Origin of the sequence: Rhodococcus sp. NPDC056743 (assembly GCF_042790355.1) — a bacterium.
In the GTDB taxonomy this organism is placed as follows: Bacteria; Actinomycetota; Actinomycetes; order Mycobacteriales; family Mycobacteriaceae; genus Rhodococcus_F.
In genome coordinates this window covers 474,540-497,621 of sequence record NZ_JBHTZI010000001.1, presented here as the reverse complement: position 1 = coordinate 497,621, position 23,082 = coordinate 474,540, and the positions used below count along the sequence as shown (strand labels likewise).

Annotated in this window: 22 protein-coding genes; 14 read left to right on the top strand and 8 right to left on the bottom strand. The window is 62.3% G+C overall.

What is annotated here, in order from left to right; translation table 11 throughout:
* Positions 1 to 16 precede the first annotated feature (16 nt).
* Both ACFRFQ_RS02095 and ACFRFQ_RS02090 read right to left on the bottom strand, forming a co-directional pair.
* Complete coding sequence (locus ACFRFQ_RS02095; protein WP_378652498.1) at positions 17 to 1,399, bottom strand: CitMHS family transporter; 1,383 nt, start codon at positions 1,397 to 1,399, stop codon at positions 17 to 19.
* Between the two features lie 89 nt (positions 1,400 to 1,488).
* A complete protein-coding gene (locus ACFRFQ_RS02090; protein WP_378652495.1) occupies positions 1,489 to 2,496 on the bottom strand; it encodes a Bug family tripartite tricarboxylate transporter substrate binding protein in 1,008 nt (335 codons plus the stop codon).
* A gap of 159 nt (positions 2,497 to 2,655) precedes the next feature.
* Between ACFRFQ_RS02090 and ACFRFQ_RS02085 the strand changes: the two genes are divergently transcribed.
* Both ACFRFQ_RS02085 and ACFRFQ_RS02080 read left to right on the top strand, forming a co-directional pair.
* A complete protein-coding gene (locus ACFRFQ_RS02085) occupies positions 2,656 to 4,314 on the top strand; it encodes an ATP-binding protein (protein ID WP_378652492.1) in 1,659 nt (552 codons plus the stop codon).
* Positions 4,311 to 4,979 carry a response regulator gene (locus ACFRFQ_RS02080; RefSeq protein WP_378652489.1) on the top strand — a complete coding sequence of 223 codons (669 nt, stop codon included), beginning with the start codon at positions 4,311 to 4,313 and terminating at the stop codon, positions 4,977 to 4,979. The genes ACFRFQ_RS02085 and ACFRFQ_RS02080 overlap by 4 nt, the downstream gene beginning before the upstream one ends.
* A 213-nt stretch (positions 4,980 to 5,192) precedes the next feature.
* Here the strand turns inward: ACFRFQ_RS02080 and ACFRFQ_RS02075 are convergent, their stop codons facing one another.
* Positions 5,193 to 6,767 (bottom strand): AMP-binding protein, encoded by a 1,575-nt coding sequence (locus ACFRFQ_RS02075; protein ID WP_378652486.1) that lies wholly within the window; start codon positions 6,765 to 6,767, stop codon positions 5,193 to 5,195.
* Between the two features lie 112 nt (positions 6,768 to 6,879).
* Positions 6,880 to 7,704, bottom strand: a complete 825-nt coding sequence (locus tag ACFRFQ_RS02070) for an SDR family NAD(P)-dependent oxidoreductase (protein WP_378652483.1) — start codon at positions 7,702 to 7,704, stop codon at positions 6,880 to 6,882.
* A 97-nt stretch (positions 7,705 to 7,801) separates the two neighbouring features.
* On the opposite strand from ACFRFQ_RS02070, the gene ACFRFQ_RS02065 reads away from it, so the two are divergent.
* The 5 genes from ACFRFQ_RS02065 to bphC all read left to right on the top strand — a co-directional run bounded on the left by ACFRFQ_RS02065 (position 7,802) and on the right by bphC (position 13,266).
* Complete coding sequence (locus ACFRFQ_RS02065) at positions 7,802 to 8,548, top strand: hypothetical protein (RefSeq protein WP_378652480.1); 747 nt, start codon at positions 7,802 to 7,804, stop codon at positions 8,546 to 8,548.
* A 58-nt stretch (positions 8,549 to 8,606) separates the two neighbouring features.
* On the top strand, positions 8,607 to 9,794 hold the full coding sequence (locus ACFRFQ_RS02060) for an alpha-hydroxy acid oxidase (RefSeq protein ID WP_378652477.1): 1,188 nt from the start codon (positions 8,607 to 8,609) through the stop codon (positions 9,792 to 9,794).
* A 124-nt stretch (positions 9,795 to 9,918) separates the two neighbouring features.
* A complete protein-coding gene (locus tag ACFRFQ_RS02055) occupies positions 9,919 to 11,091 on the top strand; it encodes a Rieske 2Fe-2S domain-containing protein (RefSeq protein WP_138873373.1) in 1,173 nt (390 codons plus the stop codon).
* A gap of 63 nt (positions 11,092 to 11,154) precedes the next feature.
* Positions 11,155 to 12,336 (top strand): acyl-CoA dehydrogenase family protein, encoded by a 1,182-nt coding sequence (locus ACFRFQ_RS02050; RefSeq protein WP_138869991.1) that lies wholly within the window; start codon positions 11,155 to 11,157, stop codon positions 12,334 to 12,336.
* Positions 12,337 to 12,354: 18 nt separating this feature from the next.
* A complete protein-coding gene (gene bphC, locus ACFRFQ_RS02045) occupies positions 12,355 to 13,266 on the top strand; it encodes a biphenyl-2,3-diol 1,2-dioxygenase (RefSeq protein WP_378652474.1) in 912 nt (303 codons plus the stop codon).
* Positions 13,267 to 13,427: 161 nt separating this feature from the next.
* Here the strand turns inward: bphC and ACFRFQ_RS02040 are convergent, their stop codons facing one another.
* Positions 13,428 to 14,774: a DUF222 domain-containing protein gene (locus tag ACFRFQ_RS02040; RefSeq protein WP_378652472.1), complete on the bottom strand. Its 1,347-nt coding sequence runs from the start codon at positions 14,772 to 14,774 to the stop codon at positions 13,428 to 13,430.
* Positions 14,775 to 15,050: 276 nt separating this feature from the next.
* On the opposite strand from ACFRFQ_RS02040, the gene ACFRFQ_RS02035 reads away from it, so the two are divergent.
* Both ACFRFQ_RS02035 and ACFRFQ_RS02030 read left to right on the top strand, forming a co-directional pair.
* A complete protein-coding gene (locus ACFRFQ_RS02035; RefSeq protein WP_378653493.1) occupies positions 15,051 to 15,869 on the top strand; it encodes an IclR family transcriptional regulator in 819 nt (272 codons plus the stop codon).
* Position 15,870: 1 nt separating this feature from the next.
* Positions 15,871 to 16,797, top strand: coding sequence for an alpha/beta hydrolase (locus ACFRFQ_RS02030; protein WP_378652470.1), 927 nt, complete (start codon positions 15,871 to 15,873; stop codon positions 16,795 to 16,797).
* Here ACFRFQ_RS02030 and ACFRFQ_RS02025 read toward each other — a convergent pair.
* Positions 16,768 to 17,454, bottom strand: coding sequence for a PadR family transcriptional regulator (locus tag ACFRFQ_RS02025; RefSeq protein WP_378652468.1), 687 nt, complete (start codon positions 17,452 to 17,454; stop codon positions 16,768 to 16,770). The two genes, ACFRFQ_RS02030 and ACFRFQ_RS02025, sit on opposite strands and share 30 nt — an antisense overlap.
* Before the next feature lie 73 nt (positions 17,455 to 17,527).
* Complete coding sequence (locus tag ACFRFQ_RS02020) at positions 17,528 to 18,139, bottom strand: TetR/AcrR family transcriptional regulator (protein WP_378652467.1); 612 nt, start codon at positions 18,137 to 18,139, stop codon at positions 17,528 to 17,530.
* A 44-nt stretch (positions 18,140 to 18,183) separates the two neighbouring features.
* On the opposite strand from ACFRFQ_RS02020, the gene ACFRFQ_RS02015 reads away from it, so the two are divergent.
* The 5 genes from ACFRFQ_RS02015 to ACFRFQ_RS01995 all read left to right on the top strand — a co-directional run bounded on the left by ACFRFQ_RS02015 (position 18,184) and on the right by ACFRFQ_RS01995 (position 22,764).
* Positions 18,184 to 19,794 carry a PQQ-binding-like beta-propeller repeat protein gene (locus tag ACFRFQ_RS02015; protein WP_378652465.1) on the top strand — a complete coding sequence of 537 codons (1,611 nt, stop codon included), beginning with the start codon at positions 18,184 to 18,186 and terminating at the stop codon, positions 19,792 to 19,794.
* Positions 19,795 to 19,964: 170 nt separating this feature from the next.
* Entirely contained in the window at positions 19,965 to 20,465 is a 501-nt protein-coding gene (locus tag ACFRFQ_RS02010) for a flavin reductase family protein (RefSeq protein WP_138869998.1), read from the top strand.
* A 136-nt stretch (positions 20,466 to 20,601) separates the two neighbouring features.
* Positions 20,602 to 21,009: a nuclear transport factor 2 family protein gene (locus ACFRFQ_RS02005; RefSeq protein WP_378652462.1), complete on the top strand. Its 408-nt coding sequence runs from the start codon at positions 20,602 to 20,604 to the stop codon at positions 21,007 to 21,009.
* Complete coding sequence (locus ACFRFQ_RS02000; RefSeq protein ID WP_138870000.1) at positions 21,009 to 21,254, top strand: hypothetical protein; 246 nt, start codon at positions 21,009 to 21,011, stop codon at positions 21,252 to 21,254. The genes ACFRFQ_RS02005 and ACFRFQ_RS02000 overlap by 1 nt, the downstream gene beginning before the upstream one ends.
* 67 nt (positions 21,255 to 21,321) lie before the next feature.
* Positions 21,322 to 22,764 carry an FAD-dependent oxidoreductase gene (locus tag ACFRFQ_RS01995; protein WP_378652459.1) on the top strand — a complete coding sequence of 481 codons (1,443 nt, stop codon included), beginning with the start codon at positions 21,322 to 21,324 and terminating at the stop codon, positions 22,762 to 22,764.
* Between the two features lies 1 nt (position 22,765).
* On the opposite strand, the gene ACFRFQ_RS01990 is transcribed toward ACFRFQ_RS01995, so the two are convergent.
* A complete protein-coding gene (locus ACFRFQ_RS01990) occupies positions 22,766 to 23,068 on the bottom strand; it encodes a hypothetical protein (protein WP_138870002.1) in 303 nt (100 codons plus the stop codon).
* Between the last annotated feature and the right edge of the window lie 14 nt (positions 23,069 to 23,082).

Here is a 23,082-nt window from a genome sequence, read left to right as displayed (position 1 = left end):
CGCTCGGTGATCATGCTCAGAACGGGATCTGCCCCAACGCAACTCCGACCACGAGCATCGTGATCGAGATGAGGCCGGCTCGCCACAGGACCTTCTTGTGGTGATCCGCCAAGGACACACCGGCTAGCGTCACGAGCAGCAGAATCGCCGGAACCAGCGGGCTCTGCATGTGCACTGCCTGCCCGGTGATCGACGCCCGCGCCATTTCCACCGGCTCGATTCCGTACTGCGCCGCCGTCTCCGACAGCACCGGCAGGACGCCGAAGTAGAAGGCGTCGTTGGTCATGAAGAAGGTGAGCGGAATGCTCAGGACGCCGGTGATGACGGCCAGGTGGGAGCCCATCGCGTCGGGAATGACCTGCAAGAGCCATTCGGCCATCGCCTCGACCATGCCCGTGCCCTGGAAAACGCCGGTCAGCACGGCCGCCGCCAACACCATCGCGACAACGGACACGATGCTCGACGAGTGCCGGGCAATTGCCTCACCCTGATCCTTGACAGCCGGGAAATTCACCGCGAGTGCAATTGACGACGCGATCATGAACAACACCGGGATGGGCAGCACATCCATGACGAGGACAACCAGAAGGATCGTCGTCAGTGCAGCGTTGAACCACAGGAGTTTCGGCCGCAAGGTGTCCCGCTTGGGATCGAGGCCGTCGATGAAGCGTCCGGTATCGCCGGTGTCGTCGGCATTGTCGGCGCCGCCCGTTCGCGGCGTTCCGGCGCTGGAAGTTCCTCCGTTTCCGACCCTTTCGAGGATGCGTTCAGAAGTGAGGACCAAAGTCCCGATCCGTCGACGCTCCATGATCCCGAGATGAACGGAAAACCCGAGCACCATGATCAATCCGACGACCAGCGACGGCACCATCGGAACAAAGACATCGGACGGCGAAAGCCCCAAGGCGCTTGCTGCCCGGACCGTGGGACCGCCCCACGGGATGATGTTCATCGTCGCGTTGGCGAGACCAGCGACCACCGTCAGCACTACCGGACTTACTCCGAGTTTGAGGTAGAGCGGCAACATCGCGGACGTCACGATGATGAAGGTCGTGGAACCGTCGCCGTCGAGAGAAACCACCATCGCCAGCACTGCGGTGCCGACCACCAATCGCATCGGATCGTCACGCACCAACCGGAGAATGAACTTCACGAGCGGATCGAAGAGTCCGACGTCGATCATGATGCCGAAGAAGATGATCGCGAAGAACAACAGCGCTGCCGTGGGGGCAAGCGATTTGATGCCGTCCGTGATCATGTCGCCGATCCCGAGCCCCGCCCCGGCCAGCAACCCGAAGGCTACGGGAACCAGGGTCAGTCCCACCACCGGTGTTGCACGTTTGGTGAGGATGAGAAACATGAACACCGCAACCATGAGGAAGCCGAGTGTGACGAGCATGGTGAACTCCTTTGCGTACGGAACGAGGAGATAGAGGCACGACAAATCGAGCCGGTGTCTTCGCGAATCGGGAACTTCGAGGGATACTTCTAATTGAGGCTTTGTGCATCCAAAGTCGCAGCGACAAAACGTGATTGATCGCGCAGGAACTCGGAGAACTCGGGTTCCGTGAGAACTGCACTGTTCCAGCCGTTTCGGCGGGAGAGCTCGTTCCATCGCGGACTGGACGTCAAGTCCGTCACCAGTGTCTGCAGACGCAGTCGCTGATCGTCGGTCAGCCCTGGCGGCGCCATGAGTCCTCGCCAGTTCGTGAAGATGACGTCGACGCCCAGTTCAGCCAGGGTGGGCGCGTCCACCGCCGGCGAGCGCTGCGGTGAACTGACCGCAAGCACCCGAACCGTGCCTGCCGCAATCTGATCCAGGTATTCACCGAGACCGGTTGCCGCGACATCGACCTGCCCCGTCAGCAGTGCCGGAAGCAGTTCACCGCCGCCGTCGTAGGTGCGCGACGGGGACAGCGATGGATCGACGCCGACGGCCCGCGCCAGGAGAAGTCGGAACAGCCCGTCCGGTCCACCTTCGCTCGAACCTCCGCCGATCGAGATCGACGACGGGTCATGGGTCCACGCCGATGTCAGGTCCGCCAGGGTTGCGAACGGCGAATCTGCCGGAACCAAAACAGCTTCCGGCTCGTCCATCAACCGCGCAATCGGGGTCGCATCGGTAAGCGTGTGCTGGGACGGCAGAATTTCCACGGATCCGAGCACACCGAGCCCCATCACCATGAGGAGGTCGGGGTTGCCTCGTTCGAGAACCAACCGGTTGAGTCCGACGACGCCACCCGACCCGGGCAGAACGACGACGTCGGCGGTTGCGGTCCCCTCGTCGGCCAGGGCTTGCACCATGGTTCGGGCGGTGAGGTCGTACCCGCCGCCGGCCACTGACGGGACCAGGATGCGCAGTTCCTCGGAACTGCCTCCTGCCTGGCCGCCGGTGAGGAAGGACTCGACCGGAGTGCATCCGATCGCCAACACGAGTGCCATCGCACAGGCACTCAGCAGGGCAATATGCCTGCTCAGCCGCGTCGATGCACTCATGATGATCGTCCTTTCCTGTCTGGTTCGATATGTGAACAGATTTCATACTGGCGCACTTTGTGACTGGAGTCACCATTGGGAACGCAAAGTGCTTTGTGCTCATTGTGCTCACACACAGCCACTTTCCTGCTGCCCGACTACCGCGCTATGGTCTGGCAGATGTCCTCAGGAAACGCGCAGGCCGAGCGCATACCTCTGCGCGCACGTTTCCGTCGGCGACGACAGACCTTGGCGACGCAGCTTCTCGAACTGCAACTGTTGATCGTCGTTGCGGTGTTGGTCTGTGTGACAGCACTCTCGCTTGCGCAGTCGTCGGCGAGTTTCCAGCGTGAGGAGGGACGCCGAGCGCTCTCGGCAGCCGAGTCGCTTGCCGCCAATCCAGCGGTGCGAGAACTGCTCCCCGGTGCACAGACCCGTATCCGCTCGGGACTACAGGGTTCTGTCGACTCGGTGCGCGCGATCTCGGGCGTCACGTACGTCTCTCTTGTCGATCGAGACGGCACCGTTGTCATCTCCACGCGTCCGGGCGACGTCGGCACTGCCGCACCACAGACTCAGGGCCGCTCCGAGACGGGGTTGGTCGACACGTCGTCCGGCAAGGCCGTCGAGGCGCAGGTTCCGATTCTCGGCACCGAGGGTTCCATCACGGGCAGTGCGATAGTCGGCATCGAGTACCCGTCGATCTGGACTCGGCTTCTACAGTCAGCGCCGAACCTCCTGGTCTATCTTGCGGTTGCTTCGGTAATCGGCACGGTCGGCTCGATCCTGTTGGCCCGCAGGGTCAAACGGCAGACCCTCGACATGGAACCGGGCGAGATCCTGGATCTGGTTCGCCACCGCGAGGCGATGCTGCGCGGCCTCAAGGAGGGAGTCATCGCTTTCGACGCCCAGGGCCGGGTGGTGCTCATGAGCGAGAGCGCCCACCAACTTCTCGACATCGCCTACGGCAGCGCGGGGAAGCACGTCCGCGAACTGGGACTCGACGATCGGTTGCAGAGTGTTCTGACCTCCGGGACAACGGAATCCGATCAGTTGGTTCTGGTCGGCGATCGGCTCCTTGTTCTCAACACTGTGCTCATCGAGTCCAAAGGCCGCACCATCGGGTCGGTCACCACGTTCCGCGATCGCACCGAATTGCGAGCTGTCGAGGAAGAACTCGACGTCACCAAGACCAGCACCGACGCTCTGCGCGCCCACATTCACGAGTTCGACAATCAACTGCACACCATTTCGGGCCTCATCCAGCTGGGCGAGTACGACGAAGTTGTCGGCTACGTCGAGGGGTTGACCATGGACCGGGCACAGATCAGCGCGGCGGTCACCGACAAGATCGCCGACGTGGGCACCGCCGCTCTTGTCATTGCCAAGATCGGCGCGGCAGCACAGGGATTCGTGACGGTCGAGCTGTCGGACGATTCGGATCTAGGCACTCTCGAACGCGCGCTCGGGCGCGATGTGGCGACGGTGGTCGGAAACCTCGTCGACAACGCCGTCGATGCCGTCGCCGAGATGTCGGAGGCAACTCGACGCACAGTTCGGTTGTCGATTCGCGGCCTCGATGTCTCCGTCGAAGTGCGTGTCGAGGACGCCGGCCCCGGTATCGCGCCCGAAAATCGAGAGCGGGTGTTCAGCCAGGGGTGGAGCACCAAGGGACAATCGAGTGACGGGCACGGGTTCGGTTTAGCCCTGGTGCGCCTGACCTGTCGGCGGCGCGGCGGTGACGTCTCCGTGAGCACGAGCGCTGCCGAGGGTCTCGAGTGGACGGTCTTCACGGCAGTGCTTCGCCGAGCCGATTCGAATGACGGAGAGGGCACATGATCCGAGTTCTGGTAGTCGACGACGACTTCATGGTTGCGCGTGTGCACAGCGGATTTGTCTCGCGGATAGACGGTTTCGAGGTGTGCGGTGTTGCCCACTCTGCCGAGGCTGCACTCGCCGCGGTCGGAGAATTGGTTCCCGATCTGGTGCTTCTCGACGTCCACCTGCCCGGAACAACGGGGCTCGATCTGATCGCTCCGTTCCGGGAGCTGGTTCCCGAGCTCGACGTTCTGGTGATCACCAGCGAGCGCGAGGCCGGCTCGGTGAAGAAGGCACTACGCAGCGGGGTTGTGCATTACCTGATGAAACCGTTCACATTCGACGTTCTCCGCGACCGCCTCGAGCGGTACCGTTCGACCTACGCGAACCTCGACAGTGCGGGTGAAGCCGAACAGACCGCCGTCGACGAAGCATTCGGTGTGGCAGGCGTGGTGGCTGCCTCCTTGCCGAAGGGTTTGAGCCCCGAGACCCTGCAGTTGGTCGAGGACGCCCTGCGCGGAGAGGCCGAACCTGCATCGGCAACAGACATTTCCGAACGCGTCGGCATCTCACGGGCCAGCGCCCGTCGTTACCTCGAGCACCTCTGCGCGAGCGGGCAGTCCACTACGTCTCTGAAGTACGGAGTGGTGGGCCGCCCGGAACGACGCTACGTCTGGAAACGCTGAGACGTAGCGCTACTGATTCGGATCGTATCCCGGCACGGACGAGAGCGTCTCGAAGGTGCGTGCCCTCCCACATTCCACGTGCGAGTAGGCAACTGCCGCAGCTAGTGTCACCGGAAGCTGACACGGTCTTTTTAAAGTGAGCAGCCCCTGCATCCTGATGCAGAGGCTGCTCACTCCGGGAAAACTATGCTCACTTCTAAACTGCATTCACTCCTACACAGCGCGGTCGCTGGTCTCCCAGTACTGCGCGCGCAGAGCCTTCTTGTCGAGCTTGCCGAGCGGTGTCAGCGGCAGGCTGTCCACGAAATCGATGCTCTTGGGTGCGTGTACTGATCCCTTGGCCGCCTTCACCCGCTCGACCAGTTCCTCGGCGGCGACGGTGAGCCCGCCGCGCAGGACTACGCAGGCCTTGACGGCTTCACCCCACTTGTCGTCCGGTACACCCACTACCGCCACGGAGGCGACGGACGGGTGCGCGGAGATCACGTCCTCGATTTCACGCGGGAACACGTTGAAGCCGCCCGTCACGATCATGTCCTTCTTGCGATCGACGATGGACAGGAAGCCGTCGACATCCTTGCGCGCGATGTCGCCGGTGTGCAGCCAGCCGCCGCGGAACGCTTCAGCCGTTTCGGCGGGCTTCTTCCAGTACCCCTTCATGACCAACGGCCCTCGGACGCAGATCTCGCCGAGTTCGCCCTGCGGCACTTCGTTCAGGTCGTCGTCGAGCAGTCGGACGTCGAGCCACGGCACCGGACGGCCACACGTGGCAAGTCGGGCCGGGTCGTCGGCGAGATGCTCTTCTTTACGGAGCACCGAGATGGTCATGCCGCACTCGCTCTGACCGTAGAACTGGAAGAAGATCTGCCCGAACTTCTTGATGCCTTCCTGCAAGCGGGCCGGCGACATCGCGGATGCGCCGTAGAAGAGCGTCTGCAGACTCGAGACGTCCCGCTTCTCGAGGTCGGGATGGTCCATGAGCATGTAGATCATGGTGGGCACCAACATGGTTGCGGTGATCTTGTACTTTTCGATCGCTTCGAGAACTGCTCCGGGCTCGAAGGCCGGCAGCACGATCAGCGCGCCGCCACGCAGGAGCGTCGGAGTGAAGAAGGCGGCACCGGCATGGGAAAGCGGCGTGCAGATGAGGAAGCGATTCTCCTCGGGCCACTGCCATTCCGACATCTGGATCTGGTTGAGCGCCGCGCCCGAACGGAAGGACCCGATAACACCTTTGGGCTTTCCGGTGGTTCCGCCGGTGTACACCATGCTGCTGGCGTCTTCGGCGTCGACGTGCGCGGCCTTCAGCGGTGCAGGCTCGAAAGTTGCCGCGAGAGCCAGGATGTCGATGCCGATCTCGGACGGGCCCATCGACAGGATCGTGGTCAACGACGGCGACGACGCCTTCAACTCGGCGGCTCGGTCCTCGAAAGCGTTGGGGTCGAAGATGAGGGTCTCGATCTCGGCGTCGTCGACGATGTACTTGTGGTCGTCGAGTGAGCCCATCGGATTGAGTGCACTGGCGCGACACCCGGTGATCATGGTGGCGCCCATGCTGATGAGTACTTCGGGACGGTTCTTGGAGAGCATCGCCGTGCTGGTGCCCTGCGTGATTCCGAGCGAAGCGAGTGCCTGGGCGAAGCAGCTGATCTGATCGCGCATCTGTCCACCGGTGAGAACAACGTCGCCGATGTACAGCGCCGGCTTGTCGTGGTTCCGTTCGAGGGCGGTGATGAGCAGGTCCGGACCAAAAATCGGTCGGTGGAGGTCAGCAAACTCGTCTGTCATCTGGTCTTCCTTCTGCTCGGCCTGCCGTCATCGAGATGTGCTCCCGGTCACGAATACGTTATCCAGAATCGCACAAAACTGGAACAGGTTCCACAGGGTTGAAGGCCCTATCTCAGTTCCGTCTGTCGAACAACGCGTCCGGACGAAGTTTTCCGGTCAGAACTTCGGCCCGCTTTCCTGCCAGGCGCTCGAACGAATCAGGATGGGTGAGTATCCAGAACTCCTCCTGCGCAAGGCCATCGAAGTAGATTTTCGCCGCAGCGGCCGGCGACATGCCTTCTCTGATGTTCTCCCGCCAGAACTCGGTATCCGAACCGGATTCAGGGCGCACCGCGACGTCCTCGAAAATCCTGGTGGCAACCTGTCCCGGGCTGAAGACCGAAACTCGGATCTGCGGAAACTTTTCGGCGCATTCGAGATACACGCTTTCGGTGAGCGCCTGCACCCCGTGCTTCGAGGCCGCGTACGCCGTCATCTTCGGTGTGATCGCCACACCGCCGACCGAGACGGTGTTGACGACGTGGGACGGCCGCGGATCGGCGCCCATTCTGGGCACGAACGAGCGGATACCGTGAAAAACCCCGGTCAGATTGACGTCGATGACGCGGCGCCATTCGTCCGCCGGTATGTCCCACGTGAACCCGACGGATTCGAGACCTGCGTTGTTGGCCAGGAGTGTCACGGCACCGAACTCCGCGTAGGTCGCATCCGCCAGCGCGTCGACGTCCGACGCGACGGTCACATCGGTCGGCACGGTCAGCACCTGCGCTCCGTCGGCCCGAAGATCGGCCGCCACAGCGGCGAGGCGTTCGGCGGAGATGTCAGCCAGAACAACATTCATTCCGAGAGCGGCAGCTTCACGGGCCAGACCTTCACCTATTCCGCTGCCGGCTCCGGTGATCACTGCTGTTCCGCCGCGAAATTCTTCGAGTTTCATCGCATTCCCTCCGCGACCTGCAGCGACGCGCCGCTCTGTCGAATTTCGGGTCACACTATTCGGCCGCGGGGCCGCTCGACAGAGCATCTCCCGCCCGGTGGAACAGCCCAACTCCGTCGGCACCGGTGTCTCGCCCACCGAAAACCGCGGCCACCTCTCCGCCGCACTACGTCGCACTTCCGCAGAAATTCCCGATCAGCGGGAGCGCGGGATGTGGCCGCTGCGATGGTCACTAGCGTTGCCATCACCCACTCGAACGGCCGACTGGCCGGGGGAAACGGAGGTTATCGTGACTGCAATGCTTGTCGACGAGAATCCCTTGGCGCACGCGGTGCTGCCGACATTTTCGACACTGTACGACGCATCTGCCGGCCTGATCGACGCGGCGACAGACGAACAGGACGTGGTGTTCTTCGGCCCGCCGCGCCCCACGGACGCTGTTGTCGGCAGCATCCGTTCACTCGAACGAATCCCGTCCGCTGACGGCGGTCCGTCACGGATCGCCCGGACCATCGACTACCGCGACGTGTACGGGCACCTGGTGGCCGAGGTGTACGCGTCGGGAATCGCCTGCGACATCAAAGGTCCGGTCGCACAGTGCACTTCATCCGCACTTGCCGAGCACGTCGACGCCGCGTTCGATGCCGACAGCGTCCGACGATTCCGCACGCGGATCTTCGTCTCCGATGCCTCGCATCTCACGTTCACCTGCACTGCCGTCGCCCGGTATCTCAAGGACTCGGAGTATGTTTCCGATTTCATCGTCAGTGCCACCGATGACGCCGGCGTTACCGCAGCCAGGGCGTGGGTCACCGTCGCGGAAACTGCTCGGTCGGATCGATAAGTTCCACGGAGCGGGATCACGCGGTCAACGGGCAATTCTTCGGTGATTGAGTGGCTCCATGCCGGCCATTGCATTCACTCTGTCCTCACGTACGTCACCGATCACCGTCGCTGACTACCGCGAACGTGCCCGCAAGGCACTGCCCGGAATGATCTGGGCGTACGTCGACGGCGGCGCCGAGGACGAGGTGACGCTGCGCGCCAACGTCGATGATTTCGACAAGTGGGCACTTCGCTCACGGGTTTTGACCGGAAACGAAGGTCAAGGGCTTACCGCCAAAGTGGGGAACACAGCGCTCGATCTCCCGGTTTTCCTGTCTCCCACCGGAATGACCGGTCTGATCCAGTGGACCGGCGAACGTGCTGCAGCTCGGGCAGCCGAACGCGCCGGCACGCGCGCGGTTATCTCCACAGCATCGAGTTACACGGTGGAGGAGATCGCGGACGCCACCTCCGAGAACCATTTCTTCCAGCTCTACCCGTGGACCAGTGTCCGTACCGGGGAATCGTTGGCGAAGAAATTCATCGACCGCGCGCATCATGCCGGGTACAGCGCGTTGTTCGTGACGGTTGACGTTCCGGTGCCCGGAAACCGGGAGGGAGAACGTAAGCGAGGCATGGGGATTCCGCCCACCCTCTCGCCGTCCCGCGCGCTCGATGCGGCCCGCAAACCTCGCTGGGCCTACAACTTCCTGAAGCACCAGCGAATCTCGTCGCGCATGCTGGTCGACGAGCGCGGCGCCGCTGCTGCGGTGCGATCGGCACAGAAGCAGGTAAGTCTGCTGCGTCCGGAATTGTGCTGGGACGACTTGGCGAAGATCCGCGATCTGTGGGACGGTCCGATGTACGTCAAGGGCATTCTCGATCCGGACGACGCCGCTGCTGCGGTCCGTCTCGGTGCCGACGGAATTGTGGTGTCGAATCACGGGGGACGCCAACTCGACAGCGCACTGTCGAGCCTCGAAGCTCTGCCCGCGGTGGTTGACCGAGTGGGCGGATCCGGCGGCGTTCCCGTCTACCTGGACGGTGGCATTCGCCGTGGCAGCGACGTGGTGAAGGCGCTTGCACTCGGAGCGACCGCGGTCGGAATCGGTCGACCGTACGTGTACGGACTGGCGGTAGGCGGTGAGGACGGCGTCGCGCATGTTCTCGAGATTTTCCGCGAGGAGATCGCTCGGACTCTGACGCTGATGGGCGTTCGTGACATTGCCGAACTCGATCGCTCCCACCTCATGCGACGAGGCTGAACTTCCGGCCCCAAAGTAAGTGTCCATCCAGTGGGAATGTCCGTATCCGGGGCGACCGAGTCAACGGTTGTATGGGATGGATCACATTACTGACAGCGTCGTCAGGCGCGGCTCGGAGGAAGACATGTCGCTCGGCACGGACTCACCCACAACGGCAGACGAGGAAATTCGAGAAATCGAGGCGGCGGCTCCCCCGACGCGATTTGCTCGGGGGTGGCATTGCCTCGGACTCAGCAAGACGTATCGCGACGGACAGCCACATCAGATCGATGCCTTCGGCACCAGCCTGGTTGTCTTCGCCGACAGTAAGGGCGACATCAAGATCCTCGACGCCTACTGCCGTCACATGGGCGGCAACCTGGCTCAGGGCACCGTCAAGGGCGATTCGATCGCATGTCCGTTCCACGACTGGCGTTGGGGCGGCAACGGAAAATGTACGGACATTCCGTACGCACGACGCGTTCCGCCGCTCGCCAAGACCCGCGCGTGGACAACGCTCGAGCGCAACGGCCAGCTGTTCGTCTGGAACGATCCTCAGGGCAATCCCCCACCGGCCGAGGTCACGATCCCCGAGATCGAGGGATTCGGCGGCAGCGAATGGACCGATTGGAGTTGGAACACACTCTCCATCGAGGGATCACATTGCCGCGAGATCGTGGACAACGTCGTGGACATGGCCCACTTCTTCTACATCCACTACTCGTTCCCCCGCTATTTCAAGAACATCTTCGAAGGTCACGTAGCCACCCAGTACATGGAATCGGTGGGGCGTGAGGACGTCATCAGCGGCACAAACTACGGCGATCCCAATGCCGTTCTCCGTTCCGATGCATCGTATTTCGGTCCGTCGTACATGATCGACTGGCTCAAGAGCGAAGCCAACGGACAGGTCATCGAGACGGTTCTGATCAACTGCCACTACCCGATCTCGAACAATGCGTTTGTGCTCCAGTACGGCGCGATGGTCAAGAAGCTTCCCGGTGTGAGCGACGAGGACATGACGGCCATGGCTGCTCAGTTCACGCAGGGTGTCGAGACGGGATTCCTTCAGGACGTGGAGATCTGGAAGAACAAGGCCCCCATCGACAATCCGCTTCTCTCCGAGGAAGACGGCCCGGTATATCAGTTGCGGCGCTGGTACAACCAGTTCTACACCGATGTCGAAAATGTCACCGAAGACATGACCAAGCGCTTCGAGTTCGAGATCGACACCACCCGAGCGGTGGCGAGCTGGAAGCAGGAAGTCGCAGAGAACGTCGCGGCCCGAGAAGCCCAGGCACCTCAGACCACATCCTGACCAGAGCATGTCCTGACCGAGTCCTCACGACACACAGAACACACGACACAACCTAGGGTGACCATGAGTTACGAAGTGCTCGAACAGATCAACTTGATGGCCGACGACATCTTCCAAGAAGGTATCGAGGCCGAGAGAATCGGACGGGTGGCAGACGAGACTGCCAAGAAGATGAAGGCCGCCGGGTCGATCCGGATGTTGCAGCCCAAGGAATACGGCGGCATGGAGGCACATCCGCGCGAGTTCGCCGAAACCGTGATGCGGATGGCGTCACTGAATCCGTCGGCCGGATGGGTCCACGGAATTGTCGGAGTCCACCCGTGGCAGTTGGCATTTGCCGATCCGAAGGTTCAGCAGGAAATCTGGGGTTCCGATCCGGATACCTGGATGGCCTCGCCCTACATGCCCGGCGGAATGTGCATTCCCACCGACGGTGGGTACAAGTTCTCCGGCCGCTGGCAGTTCTCCTCCGGCACCGACCATTGTGACTGGGCGTTCCTCGGCGCGATGGCCTGCGACAAGGACGGCAACATGGAGATGCCGCCCCGAATGCTGCACGTGATCATTCCGCGCACCGACTACGAAATCATCGAAGACTCGTGGGACGTCATGGGTTTGCGCGGCACGGGGTCGAAAGATCTTGTGGTCAAGGACGCGTACGTTCCCGATTACCGCGTCATGGATTGCGACGAGGTCATCGACGGTACTGCTGTTCGCAAGTACGGACGCACCGAGACGCTGTACCTGATGCCGTGGTCGAACATGTTCCCACTCGGGATCACAGCCGCAACCATCGGTATCTGCGAGGGAATGCTGTTCCACGCCAACGAATACCAGGCTGATCGCATCAACGCCCAGGGCACCGCGATCAAGGATGATCCGTACACGCTCTTCGCCATCGGCCAGGCAACAGCCGATATCCGCGCGGCGCGAGACACCCTGCTGGCCAACGTCGATCGCATGTGGGATCGCGTGGACGCCGGCAAGGAAGTGACGTTCGAACAGCGTGCCGAAGGTCGACAGACCCAGGTTCAGGCTGCGTGGCGTGCCATCAATGCCATCGACCAGGTCTACCCCCGGTGCGGCGGCAACGCCCTTCGCATGGACAAGCCACTGCAGCGCTTCTGGCGCGACGCCCATGCCGGCCAGCATCACGCAATCCACGTCCCCGGCACCGTATTCCACGCTGCCTCCCTCAGCCGCCTCGGCGCCGATCCGCAGGGCCCGCTGCGGGCGATGATCTGACCTAAGGAACAACATACGATGACGCACACCGACATCAAGGGACTTGGCTACGTCAAGATCTCCACCAACGACATGGATCGTTGGCGCACTTTTGCATTCGACGTTCTGGGCTTCGCCAAGGGCAGCGGACCGGACGAGAACGCGCTCTACCTGCGTCTCGACGAGCGTGCGGCCCGCATTGTTGTCGTCGAAGGCGAGCGCGACGAGATCGTCAGCATCGGTTGGGAGGTCGCCGATCGCAACGCGCTACGACGCGTCCAGGCCGCACTCGAGAAGTTCGGCACCGAGGTCGAACAACTTCCCCTCGCCGAGGCCGATGCACGCCGCGTCGAAGAGGTCATCACCTTCACCGACCCCGGCGGCGCAACGGTGGAAATCTTCCACGGCGCGATCCTCGATCACAGCCCGGTAGTGACACCGTTCGGCTCTCGTTTTATCACGGGTGCACAGGGTCTCGGCCACGTTGTTCTCCCGGTCATGGACAGCGCAGCGAGCTTCGATTTCTACACCGACGTTCTCGGTTTCTATCCGCGTGGCGCGTTCCGTCTGCCCGCGCCGCCGGAGTTCGGTCCCCTGCGCATCCGCTTCCTCGGGGTCAACGAACGCCATCACAGCTTGGCACTGTGCCCCGCTCCGCACGGCGGCGCGCCCGGTTTGATCCACATCATGGTCGAGGTGGACACCCTCGACGCCGTCGGGCAGGCTCTCGATCGGGTTGTGAAGGACGGTTTCTCGGTGTCCTCGACACTGGGCCGACACACGAACGACAAGATGGTCTCCTTCTACGTCCGGGCACCAGGCGGCTGGGACATCGAATTCGGCACCGAGGGCATGAAGGTGGACCAGGACTCCTACTCGGCGGAGGAAATCACCGCCGACAGTTACTGGGGCCATGACTGGTCCGGCAGCGAACCACTGGCAGCGATGTAGATTTCACCTGGCCTGAGTTTCACCGGAAGAGGGCTTGCGCATGCGCAAGCCCTCTTCTTGTACCCGGAGTTTCTAGTACTCGGGCATGCGTGTGGGCTTCGCATCGTCTTAGCTGGTGATGCGAAGCCTTCACGCGGTACGTGGTTCCGGCAGAGCTGGTTTCAGTCTCGGTGGACTGGTCCTTGGCCGGTGGTGGAACGTCGGCGTCGTTGTTTCGGGTCGATCGCTGCTGGCGGAATGAACCACGGTTTGTGATCGGAACCCATCTTGATTTCCCAGATGCCGCGGAACCCGCTGGTGCTGTGCATCAGTGTGTGATGGCTCCGGCAGAGCAGCGTCAAGTTGTCCATCACCGTCAAACCGCCCGTCGACCACGGTTTTATATGGTGCGCGTCGCACCACGCCGGTACGGCATCACAGTTCGGGAAGGCACAGCCCTTGTCCCGGGCAATCAACGCGATGCGTTGCTCGGCTGTGACGAGACGCTTGAGCGGGGTCGCATCCAACGGTGCGCCGTTTCCGTTCATCAAGACGGTCGAGAGCATGCAATCGCACGCCAGCATTCGGGTTTTACTGACGCTGAGCGGTCCCATCCAGGGCATGTAGCCGACATCGAGATCCTCGAACACAGACTCGTCATCCAGATCAGGTTCGTCATCACCCTCGGCTCGCATGGTGGCGCATTCGCGATGGCCGGCAAGATCTTTCGCGGTGATATGCACATTCACGTGCGGACGTTGACCACCATCCACACCGGTGGCGGCGTTGTCGAGGTAGCGGCGGATGAGTTCGGTGAACGCGTCGGCGGTACGTTTCGCTGCCGACCGCGCATCCGGGGTCCCGTCCGCGGCGGGTTTCGGCATCGACAGACCCGGCAGCGCAGACAGGAGCATTTCACCGGTCAACGCGTCGAAATCGCCCTTGATGACAACCCGACCGTTCAATGTCGGCGCGATCCGCAAGACATTCAGGTCGTTGTCCTCACCGGGCGGGTGCTCGTCGGATTCGAAGATCCGCTCCAAAACAGCGATCGCATACCGCAGCTTGACAGTGGTCGCTTCCACCCCGGACGCGGCGGCCAACAGCGTTTTCAGGCTTGGCGTCAACGCGATGTCCGGCATCCCTTTTGGTGGGGATTCACAGAACGCGGCGATCAACGCCGCATGATCGAGCGAAAGATCACCGGCCTCGAACTGCGCCGCAATATCGGGGAACGACCGCAGTGCGGCACCGAGAGCGGCGATCTTGTTACCGGCCGCGTTCTGCAGCATCGTATTCGCCGCCAACCACCGACCCACACCGCGGTAACACAGCACCTGCTCATCCGGATTCAGCGCCAGCTCGTCGATCGCGGCCACCCGAATCGCTTCCAACCGAAGAATTTCCGCAGATGCACTGACCGCCACGTCTCGAACCTCGGACGGACGTAGCCGCCACAACCTGCCACGCGCACCAGCCGCCGAACCGGCTACAACATCCCCCACCGCAATTGAATCGCAAACCGTCATCAAGGCCTCCCCACCCCGACCTAAATTATACTCGAACACCCATTCGAATCAAGAGACATATCGGACACATCCGATGCTGAACCTCGAGACCGTGCACCACAGCCCCAGATGCAGGCATTTTGCGTGATTCACTTCACAAATCTAGACTTGTATGTCACTATTTCTAATTGAAATAGCCAGTTCACGGAATTTCATCGAAGAGGAGTGATGGACGCGATGACTATGGCACTGGAGTCCGAAGCGACGACTATGACTCGGCGGTCCGAAGCGACGACTATGACTCGGAAGTCCGAAGCGACGGTTGTGAAGTTAGAGTCTGTTGATCTGGGAGTTGACTCGACTCCCACTGCTGTTCTCGATCGCGTCTCCCTTGTCCTCGACACCTTCGATGGTCCGGGCCGCCTGACGCTCGCTCAGATTGTTCGCCGCACCGGTCTTCCGCGGTCGTCCGCCCACCGCTTGCTCGAGCGGCTTGTCTCGATGCGGTGGCTGCGACGCGACGGCCGTGACTACGAACTCGGGATGCGCCTGGTGGAGCTGGGCTCTCTCGCCGTCCACCAGGATCGCCTGCACACTGCGGCATTGCCGCTTCTGCATGAGCTGTATCGCGTCACTGGTTTTGTTGTTCACCTCGGCATTCTCGACGGTCCGGATGTGGTGTACCTCGAGAAGATCGGTGGGCGCCTGGCTGCCGCTGTCCCGACGCGCGTCGGGGAACGGCGTCATGCCCCCACAACCGCGCTCGGCCAGGCACTGCTTGCTTTTGCCCCGCCCCACGCCGCGGCACACCCCCACCCCGCGACGCATCCCCAGCTCACCCGGGTTCGCGAGGCCGGTGTGGCCTTCGAAAGTGGAACCGGGTTGGCCGGCTTCAGCTGTCTGGCCGCGCCGATCGGATTGCCGGGACAGGCCATTGCAGCGGTCTCGATTTGTGGCCCGACGAAGGCTTTGCGCAATGACCACATCAGCGCAGCGCCTGTCCGGATGGCTGCGTCCGCAATCTGGCGTGCCATTGACGGCGGTTCACACAGCGTCACACCAACTTTGCAACGCCGGCAGCTGCTGCGTAATCTGCCCACCGCTGCCAGGGCGTGACATGACAGATTATCGTGAACAGCTCGATCCCGCCTCGCGCACCATGCTTGACGCACTCAATGCCGGGTTCCCGGCGGTGGAGTTGATGGACGGTGCGCAGGCCCGCGCCGCTGTTGCCGCTCGCCGCCAGCCGGTCGAGAATCCCGAAGCTGTGGGCTCGGTTACAAACGCGGAAATTCCCGGCCCCGGCGGCCTGATTCCGGTTCGGATCTATCAGCCCGCGAAGACCCAATCCAATACTCCTGTCATCGTATTCGCGCACGGCGGCGGATTTGTCTTCTGCGATCTCGACAGCCACGACGGCATCTGCCGGGCGCTGTGCAACGGCGCCTCTGCGGTGGTGATGTCAGTCGACTACCGACTTGCACCCGAGCACCCGTCGCCGGCCGCCGCGGAAGACGTGTACGCGGCACTGCGCTGGGCAGCCGAGCATGCCGCGGAGTTCGGCGCCGATCCCGGACGGTTGATCATTGCCGGGGACAGCGCCGGTGGGCATTTGGCTGCGGTAGCGTCGCTGATATCCCGTGATCGAGGCGGGCCGGCGGTGGCAGCGCAAGTCTTGATCTATCCCGTGATCGATGCCGATTTCGAGACGCCGTCGTATCGGGAGTTTGCCGAGGGCTGGTTCAACACACGCGCTGCGATGACGTGGTACTGGGAGCAGTATTCACCGTCCGGGTTCTCCGAACTCGGGCCGGAGGCAAAGGTCAGCGGATTACCCACCACCGTCCTGATCACTGCCGGCCGCGACCCTTTGTGCAGTGAGGGTGAGGATTTCGGCCGTCGACTCGCCGACAGCGGTGTGCGCGTGATTCACCGCCGCTACGAGCACATCTTCCACGGATTCATGACCATCGCGTCGCTACCTGTCACCACAGCGGCGCTGCAGACTCTCTACTCAGATATTGTGTTGGCTCTGGGTGAGTGAGACGACATGATCTTCGATGTTCTTCCATCGTCCGGGAGTCGTCGGGAGCGGCGATCCCAGCCGGTCGCGTTCGGATACTTTCGCAAATTCTGCGGATGCGCGGTCGATATCGTCGAGTAACCCACGCGCAAGGTCGATTTCAGCGCGGAAGTAGCGCACTGACCACCGCAAGGTCATGACAGGGTACGACCACGCGGGCTCGTTGTCTGCGTGGTCGGCGTGAAGTTCCGCGCGCCGCAGTTGCTCTTCGACATTGGCGATGTGAGCGCCGACGAGTGCCTTGAGCCGTGAGGGGTCGTTGAGATGCCCCATCCAGAGGCGAAGCATGACACCGTGTTTGAGTACAGGAACCTCTACTGGTGCTTCCCGCGACCACGTGCGCACTGCGTCGGTTCCGGATTCGGTGATCGCGTACAGGCGGCGGCCTCGCACGCCGGGTTCGGACACGACACGCGATTCCACGAACCCGATTCCCTCGAGTTTCTTGAGCTCGGCGTACACCTGACTGATGGAGGGGCTCCAGTAGAAGAACCCGACGCTCCAATCGGCCCATTTCTTGAGATCGTTGCCGGTCAGTTCCTCCCCGAACGTGAGCATCCCGAGGACCGCCCAACTTGTTGCGGGAAGTCCTCTGGATACATCTTCGGGTGCGGACACGGACGAAAGTCTAACAATCGGTGACCTGGTGTTGGTGCATCACAAACCGAGGTGCCCGCCCAGCGGGAGAGTTTCACGACTTGGCGGTCAAGGCTGCCGTTGTCATGTCGATGACGTTCGCTTGAAAATCTGCCGCAGAGAGAGGCAATCGGCGGCGTCCGGTCAGATCACGTGCGCGGACGGCAAGCATTGCGGTGGCAAGCAGAATCGCACCGCGCACTCGCTCGTCCACCACCGGAGCCGGCAGGTGACCGATAGATTCACGCAACACCTCGATGGAGCGCACGAGGCTGGGGTAGCTCGGTGGAACCTGGTCGATCTGCTCCGGTTCGAGTTGGTAGATGGTTTGGCCGAGAATGCGCAGGTATCTGCGTCCCGCTTCGCCGGCGAGCATCTCGCACAGCGGCACCACGATCAGTTCCACACATTCGCGCGGGGTAACCGTTTCCGGCCAGGCTGCCAGCATCGCGGTTCGACGAGCCTCCAACTGCACCAGATACTTCTCGCGAATCGCTTGGAGTATGCCTTCGCGGGATCCGAAGTGATACCGCAATGCCGACGGATTGCGTTGGCCCGCACCCTGAACGATGTCGCCGACCAGGGTCGCCTCGATCCCCTTCGTGGCAAAGAGTTCTTCTGCCACTTCGAGGAGTTTTTGTTTGGTCGAGAGCTCTCCCGTACTCATGGCGCTTAGTGTACCTTTCCGATTACTACTAATAAGGAGTATTAATGAGTCCTCTGAGATCGATGACCCCGGCCAAGTTCGGGTCCCTGCTCTTTGCTGCAACTACAGTGCTGGCAACAGGATTCGGAAGCAGCACCGGCAGTATCGGCAGCGCCGGTGGAAGCCTCGACCCCGACACATCCGTCTACGCCGACACAGGGTGGGTTACTCTGCACGGCGATTCGGGCAATCGCCGCCAACAACTCGGCGTCGAGCCAGCGCAGAGTTACACCCGGTGGACAGCTCTGCAGGGCGCGTCGATTCTCACCGCTCCCACGATGCTGCCCAACGGAAACCTGGCCGTCACCACCGGCAAAGCCGAAGGCAACTCCAACCTCCACGTTCTCGACAAATTCGGCACCGTCGTCTGGGAAACCCCGGCCTGGACCGGCAAGAACAGCGTCGACTCGGCCGCAATCATCTCCTCCCCCATCATCGATAAAGACGGCAATATCTTTGTGAGCGATGCAGATCAACTGTGGTCGTACACAAGCGACGGCGCGCTGCGCTGGGTGATCGACCTCCCCGCAGCGCCAAGCCCCAACCCCTTCGCCGACGGATCACGGGCGATCAACCCCTTTGTCACAGCGGCTTTCACGAAGGACGGCGCGGTTTTCGGCACCACCGTGTTCGGGCAGGTGATTGTCGCGGACCGGGCCACCGGCGAGCTGCGCGCACCCGTGTTCCAGCTCCCCGGTTCAATAGCCAAGCGGCACACGAAAACTCCGATGTCCCCGAACATGTGGGCCGGCGGAATGATGGACCCGGCGATCAAAGATCCCATTTTCCAGATCATCATGGGCGGCATAGTCCAGAGCGCGAACACTCCGGCCGTGGACTCGGTGACCGGACGCGTCTACGTCGCGGCAACTGACCAGGAAGAGGACAAGGGCGCGCTCTACGGCCTCGATGTCGTCCCGCCGAAGAACGGTGCCCCCGGCTCGATTTCCATTGCGTTCGCGGCACAGATGGGCCCTGGCAGCGGTTCGAGCCCCGTTATCTCACCCGACGGAAAAACCGTCTACACGTGTGACGACGAAGGACTCCTCTATGCGTTCGACGCCGCGTCCGGCAAGGAACTCTGGAATGCACCGTCCGGCGCGGCTGCTGCCGCAGTGGCCGTCGACGCCCGAGGATCGATCTACGCGCTCACCAATCCCGGTGTCCTCTCCGCCTACAGTGCCGCCGGCGCAAAGCTCTGGGACGCCGATCTCAGTGAGCTGACCAATGCGACGCTCCCGGTCAGCGACGTGTACGGCGCACCCGTCGTGCGTGGCAACGGCAACCCGACGGTGGTGAACGGCTCGATTCTGATCGAAGTCTTCTACGGCTACGACGTCCCGGTTCAGGGCTACCCCGTCTCGGTGCCGGTGAAGTCCGCCATCGTCGACATCGATCCGGTCACCGGAAAGGGAATGCGCAACATCGGCTTCGCCACCGATACGACCGAAGGGATCCTGGCCGTCACTCCCGACGGGCGTATCTTCTCGACCTTGGGCGTCATGACGTCGACGGCCGTTGCACCGCTCGCGCCGATGATCAACCCGACGCTGCCAGACGGACTCGAATTGATCGCACCGTCCGGCGGACTCGACGGTTTCATCCCGAACAAGTAGAGCAGGCACCTTCTACTCAGCGGGAGTGCGGAGGCTACCAGGGAAGGTGTGATCCCCGACAGCGTCGTGTTCGCGGCCATTGAGTGGGACTGGCGCTGGATTACGTCGTCAATGCCCCACATCGTAGGGACCGACACCCTGTTTGCAGAGCTTTGATCGAGGAGAAACACATGTCCGTAGAAAATGCCGCACCGTCGGCGCTGGACGGGCGCACACTGCGCGACGTGATGAGCAACTTCTGCACCGGCGTCACAGTGATCACAGCGCATGACGGTGAGTCCCCCCTCGGATTCACGTGCCAGTCCTTGGTCTCGGTCTCTCTCGATCCGCCGCTGCTCTCGTTCTGCCCGGCCAAGACGTCGACGAGTTGGCCGAAGCTGCGTGAAGCGGGGTCCATCTGCATCAACGTTCTTGCGCACGATCAGAAGGACATGTGCTCGGCTTTCGCTCGCGGCGGCACTGACAAGTTCAGTGGCGTCGACTGGGAAGCTGGCACCAACGGCGCGCCTGCCCTCGACGGCGCTCTGGCGCGTATCGAGGCAACCATCGAAAACGAGCACGATGCCGGCGATCACACCATCGTCATTGCGCGCATCACGGATCTGACCGTGCTGCGCCACGACGGCCCGCTGCTCTTCTACCGTGGCGGTTTCGGTCGCTTCGACGCGTAACCGGCCAGGCGTTTCAAACTCAGGCGTCCCGCTGCGTGGGAGAGATCACCGATAGTGGCGATCACAAGCGATAGCGTCCGGTGAAGTCGGCACCCACAGCCGACTTCACCGGGACACAACTGATCGGATTACGTCGATGACCACCGCCGGACCAGACACCACCGCCGAAACTGATACCACCGCCGCGATCACAGCGACCGTCACCGCGTACCTCGACGCGGTTTCGCGCGGATCGAGCGCAGACATCGCTGCCCTGTACGCCGAAAACGGGACTCTCGAGGATCCTGTGGGCAGCGAACCGGTTTCCGGCCGCGAGGCGATTGCCGCATTCTTCGGCGCTCTCGAGGGTCGCACGCAGGAAATCGAACTCCTGACCCTGCGTGTCAGTGGTTCCAGTGCAGCAGCGTTCCATTTCCGCGTCGTCACACCGATGGGCGATAAGATCTACGAGGTCTCCCCCATCGACGTGATGACCTTCGACGAGAACGCCAAGATCACCAGTACGCGCGCATTCTGGGCGCCGTCGGACATGATCGCACGCTGATGCGCCAGGTCAGCTGCCGTCATTGCGGTAACCGGGTACTCATCGAGAAGTACAGCAACGCGCACACCAGCGTGCAGTGGCTCGAGGATTCCGCTCAGGTCTGCCCGGAACTCGCGCGCCCATCCGACAACCAGTACACGCAACGTTCGTGCTCGTCGTTGCGTGAGACCATCAACGACCTTGCCGATGCCGGTGCCGTCGAAATGAGCGAGCGCAGCTACCCCGTTCCCGGTTCCCTGTACTGAGCTGGACTTCTCTCGCTCACTGGGAAGGTGCATGTACGACGCAATTCGGTCGCCCTAGCGTTGTGACATGGATAACACTGTCGACGTAATTGTCATCGGTTCGGGAGCTGCAGGATCGGCTGCAGCGTTGCAAGCACACGCTGACGGCGCATCGGTGGTGATCGTGGAGAAAGACGGACCCGACACCGCCGGCGGCAACACTCGCTTGTCCGGCGGTGGATGGTTCGTCAACCAGGATCCCGCTGCCGCCCGGACGTTCCTGCGCTCCTTGAACGGATCGTTCACCGTCGCCGACGACGTGATCGACGCGTGGGCCGAGAACACACACGGGCTCTCGGCCTGGCTGCGCGATCTGGACGCACCGGTGTCGATGACCGGCGAGTTCCATTCCACCGCGGAGTACACCGAACTCGACGGAAGTTCCTGTTACGCAGGGATGGACACGATCGGCGGAGCAATGGGCAATGAACTGCTCTACCGATTTCTCGTCTCCGCCCTCGCGGAACGCGGCATCACAACACTCTTCGACACCGAGGCGACCACACTCCTGACGGACGAGTCCGGAGCGGTGATCGGAGTCGAAACCGTTTCGGGTGGAATCACTTCGCAGATCCAGGCGCGTCGGGGAGTCATCCTCGCCACCGGCGGCTTCGAGGCAAACCCGGCCATGGTCCGCGACTACCTCCGTCTCGAAAACCCGAAGATCTGGGGATCACCATCGGCAACCGGCGACGGTCATCGTTTGGCGCAGGCGGTCGGCGCCGATCTGTGGCACATGAACAACATGATGACCATCACCGGAATCTCCGGCGACGCAGACGATCCGTCCGGGCACTACCTCGCATTGTGGAATGCACACAACTATGTGTTCCTCAGCCAGGAGGGACGCCGATTCACCGACGAGTCGGCCGACATGCGCCACGGGCATGTCTTCAAAGAGGGTTCCTACCAACATTTTCCGGTGCGAGCGATGAACATCGTGTTCGACGAGACCATGCGGTTGGCCGGGCCGCTGAGTCCGGGCCGCGACGTACTGCCCGTCGGACGTCTCGTTCTCGACGAGGGCTACGAGTGGAGCGCCGACAATCAAGCCGAGATCGACAAGGGATGGATCGTCAAGGCGGACACACTGGCTGAACTCGCCGACAAGCTGGGCCTGGATCCCGCCGTCGTGGAAACGAGTGTGCGACGCTACAACGAGGCCTGTGCCGACAGAGTCGACGATTCGTTCGGTCGTGACCCGGAGACCTTGGCTCCAGTGGCTGTTGCTCCGTTCTACGCCGTCTCCGGTCCACCGCTGCTGGGGTGGAGCAACGGCGGGCCGCGCCGCGACGGTCACTCCCGTGTCCTCGACACTGCCGGCAATCCGATTGCCGGGCTCTATGCGGCAGGCGCTGTCAGCTCCACGTACAGCGCAGCCAAAGACGGTGGATTCCACATCGCCGACGCCCTCGCGTTCGGTCGCGTTGCCGGTGCCCATGCGGCGACCCGGGCCGCCGCAGGGGCCTGAGTTACGAGCGGGCGGCCTTGACCGCGTCGAAAAACGCGATCACGGCCGCCTCGTCGTCCGGTGGAACCGTCAGCGAAGCACGCGCGCCGGCGACGGCAATGGAGTCGTCGGCAAGCCGGTTACCGATCGTCAGTTTCAGGCCGGATTTCGTCGGCTTTGCCTTCACCCCAATGTGTTCGACGTGCCAGCGGCATACCTCGCTGGTGCTCGCGGCGGTCCGATCGAATACCTCGACGGTGCGATGGTCGAGCACCAGGATGATGTTCGTGCCGACTGTCACTTCGAGATAGCGTCGTTCCGTCACGGTGTGCGCCTTTC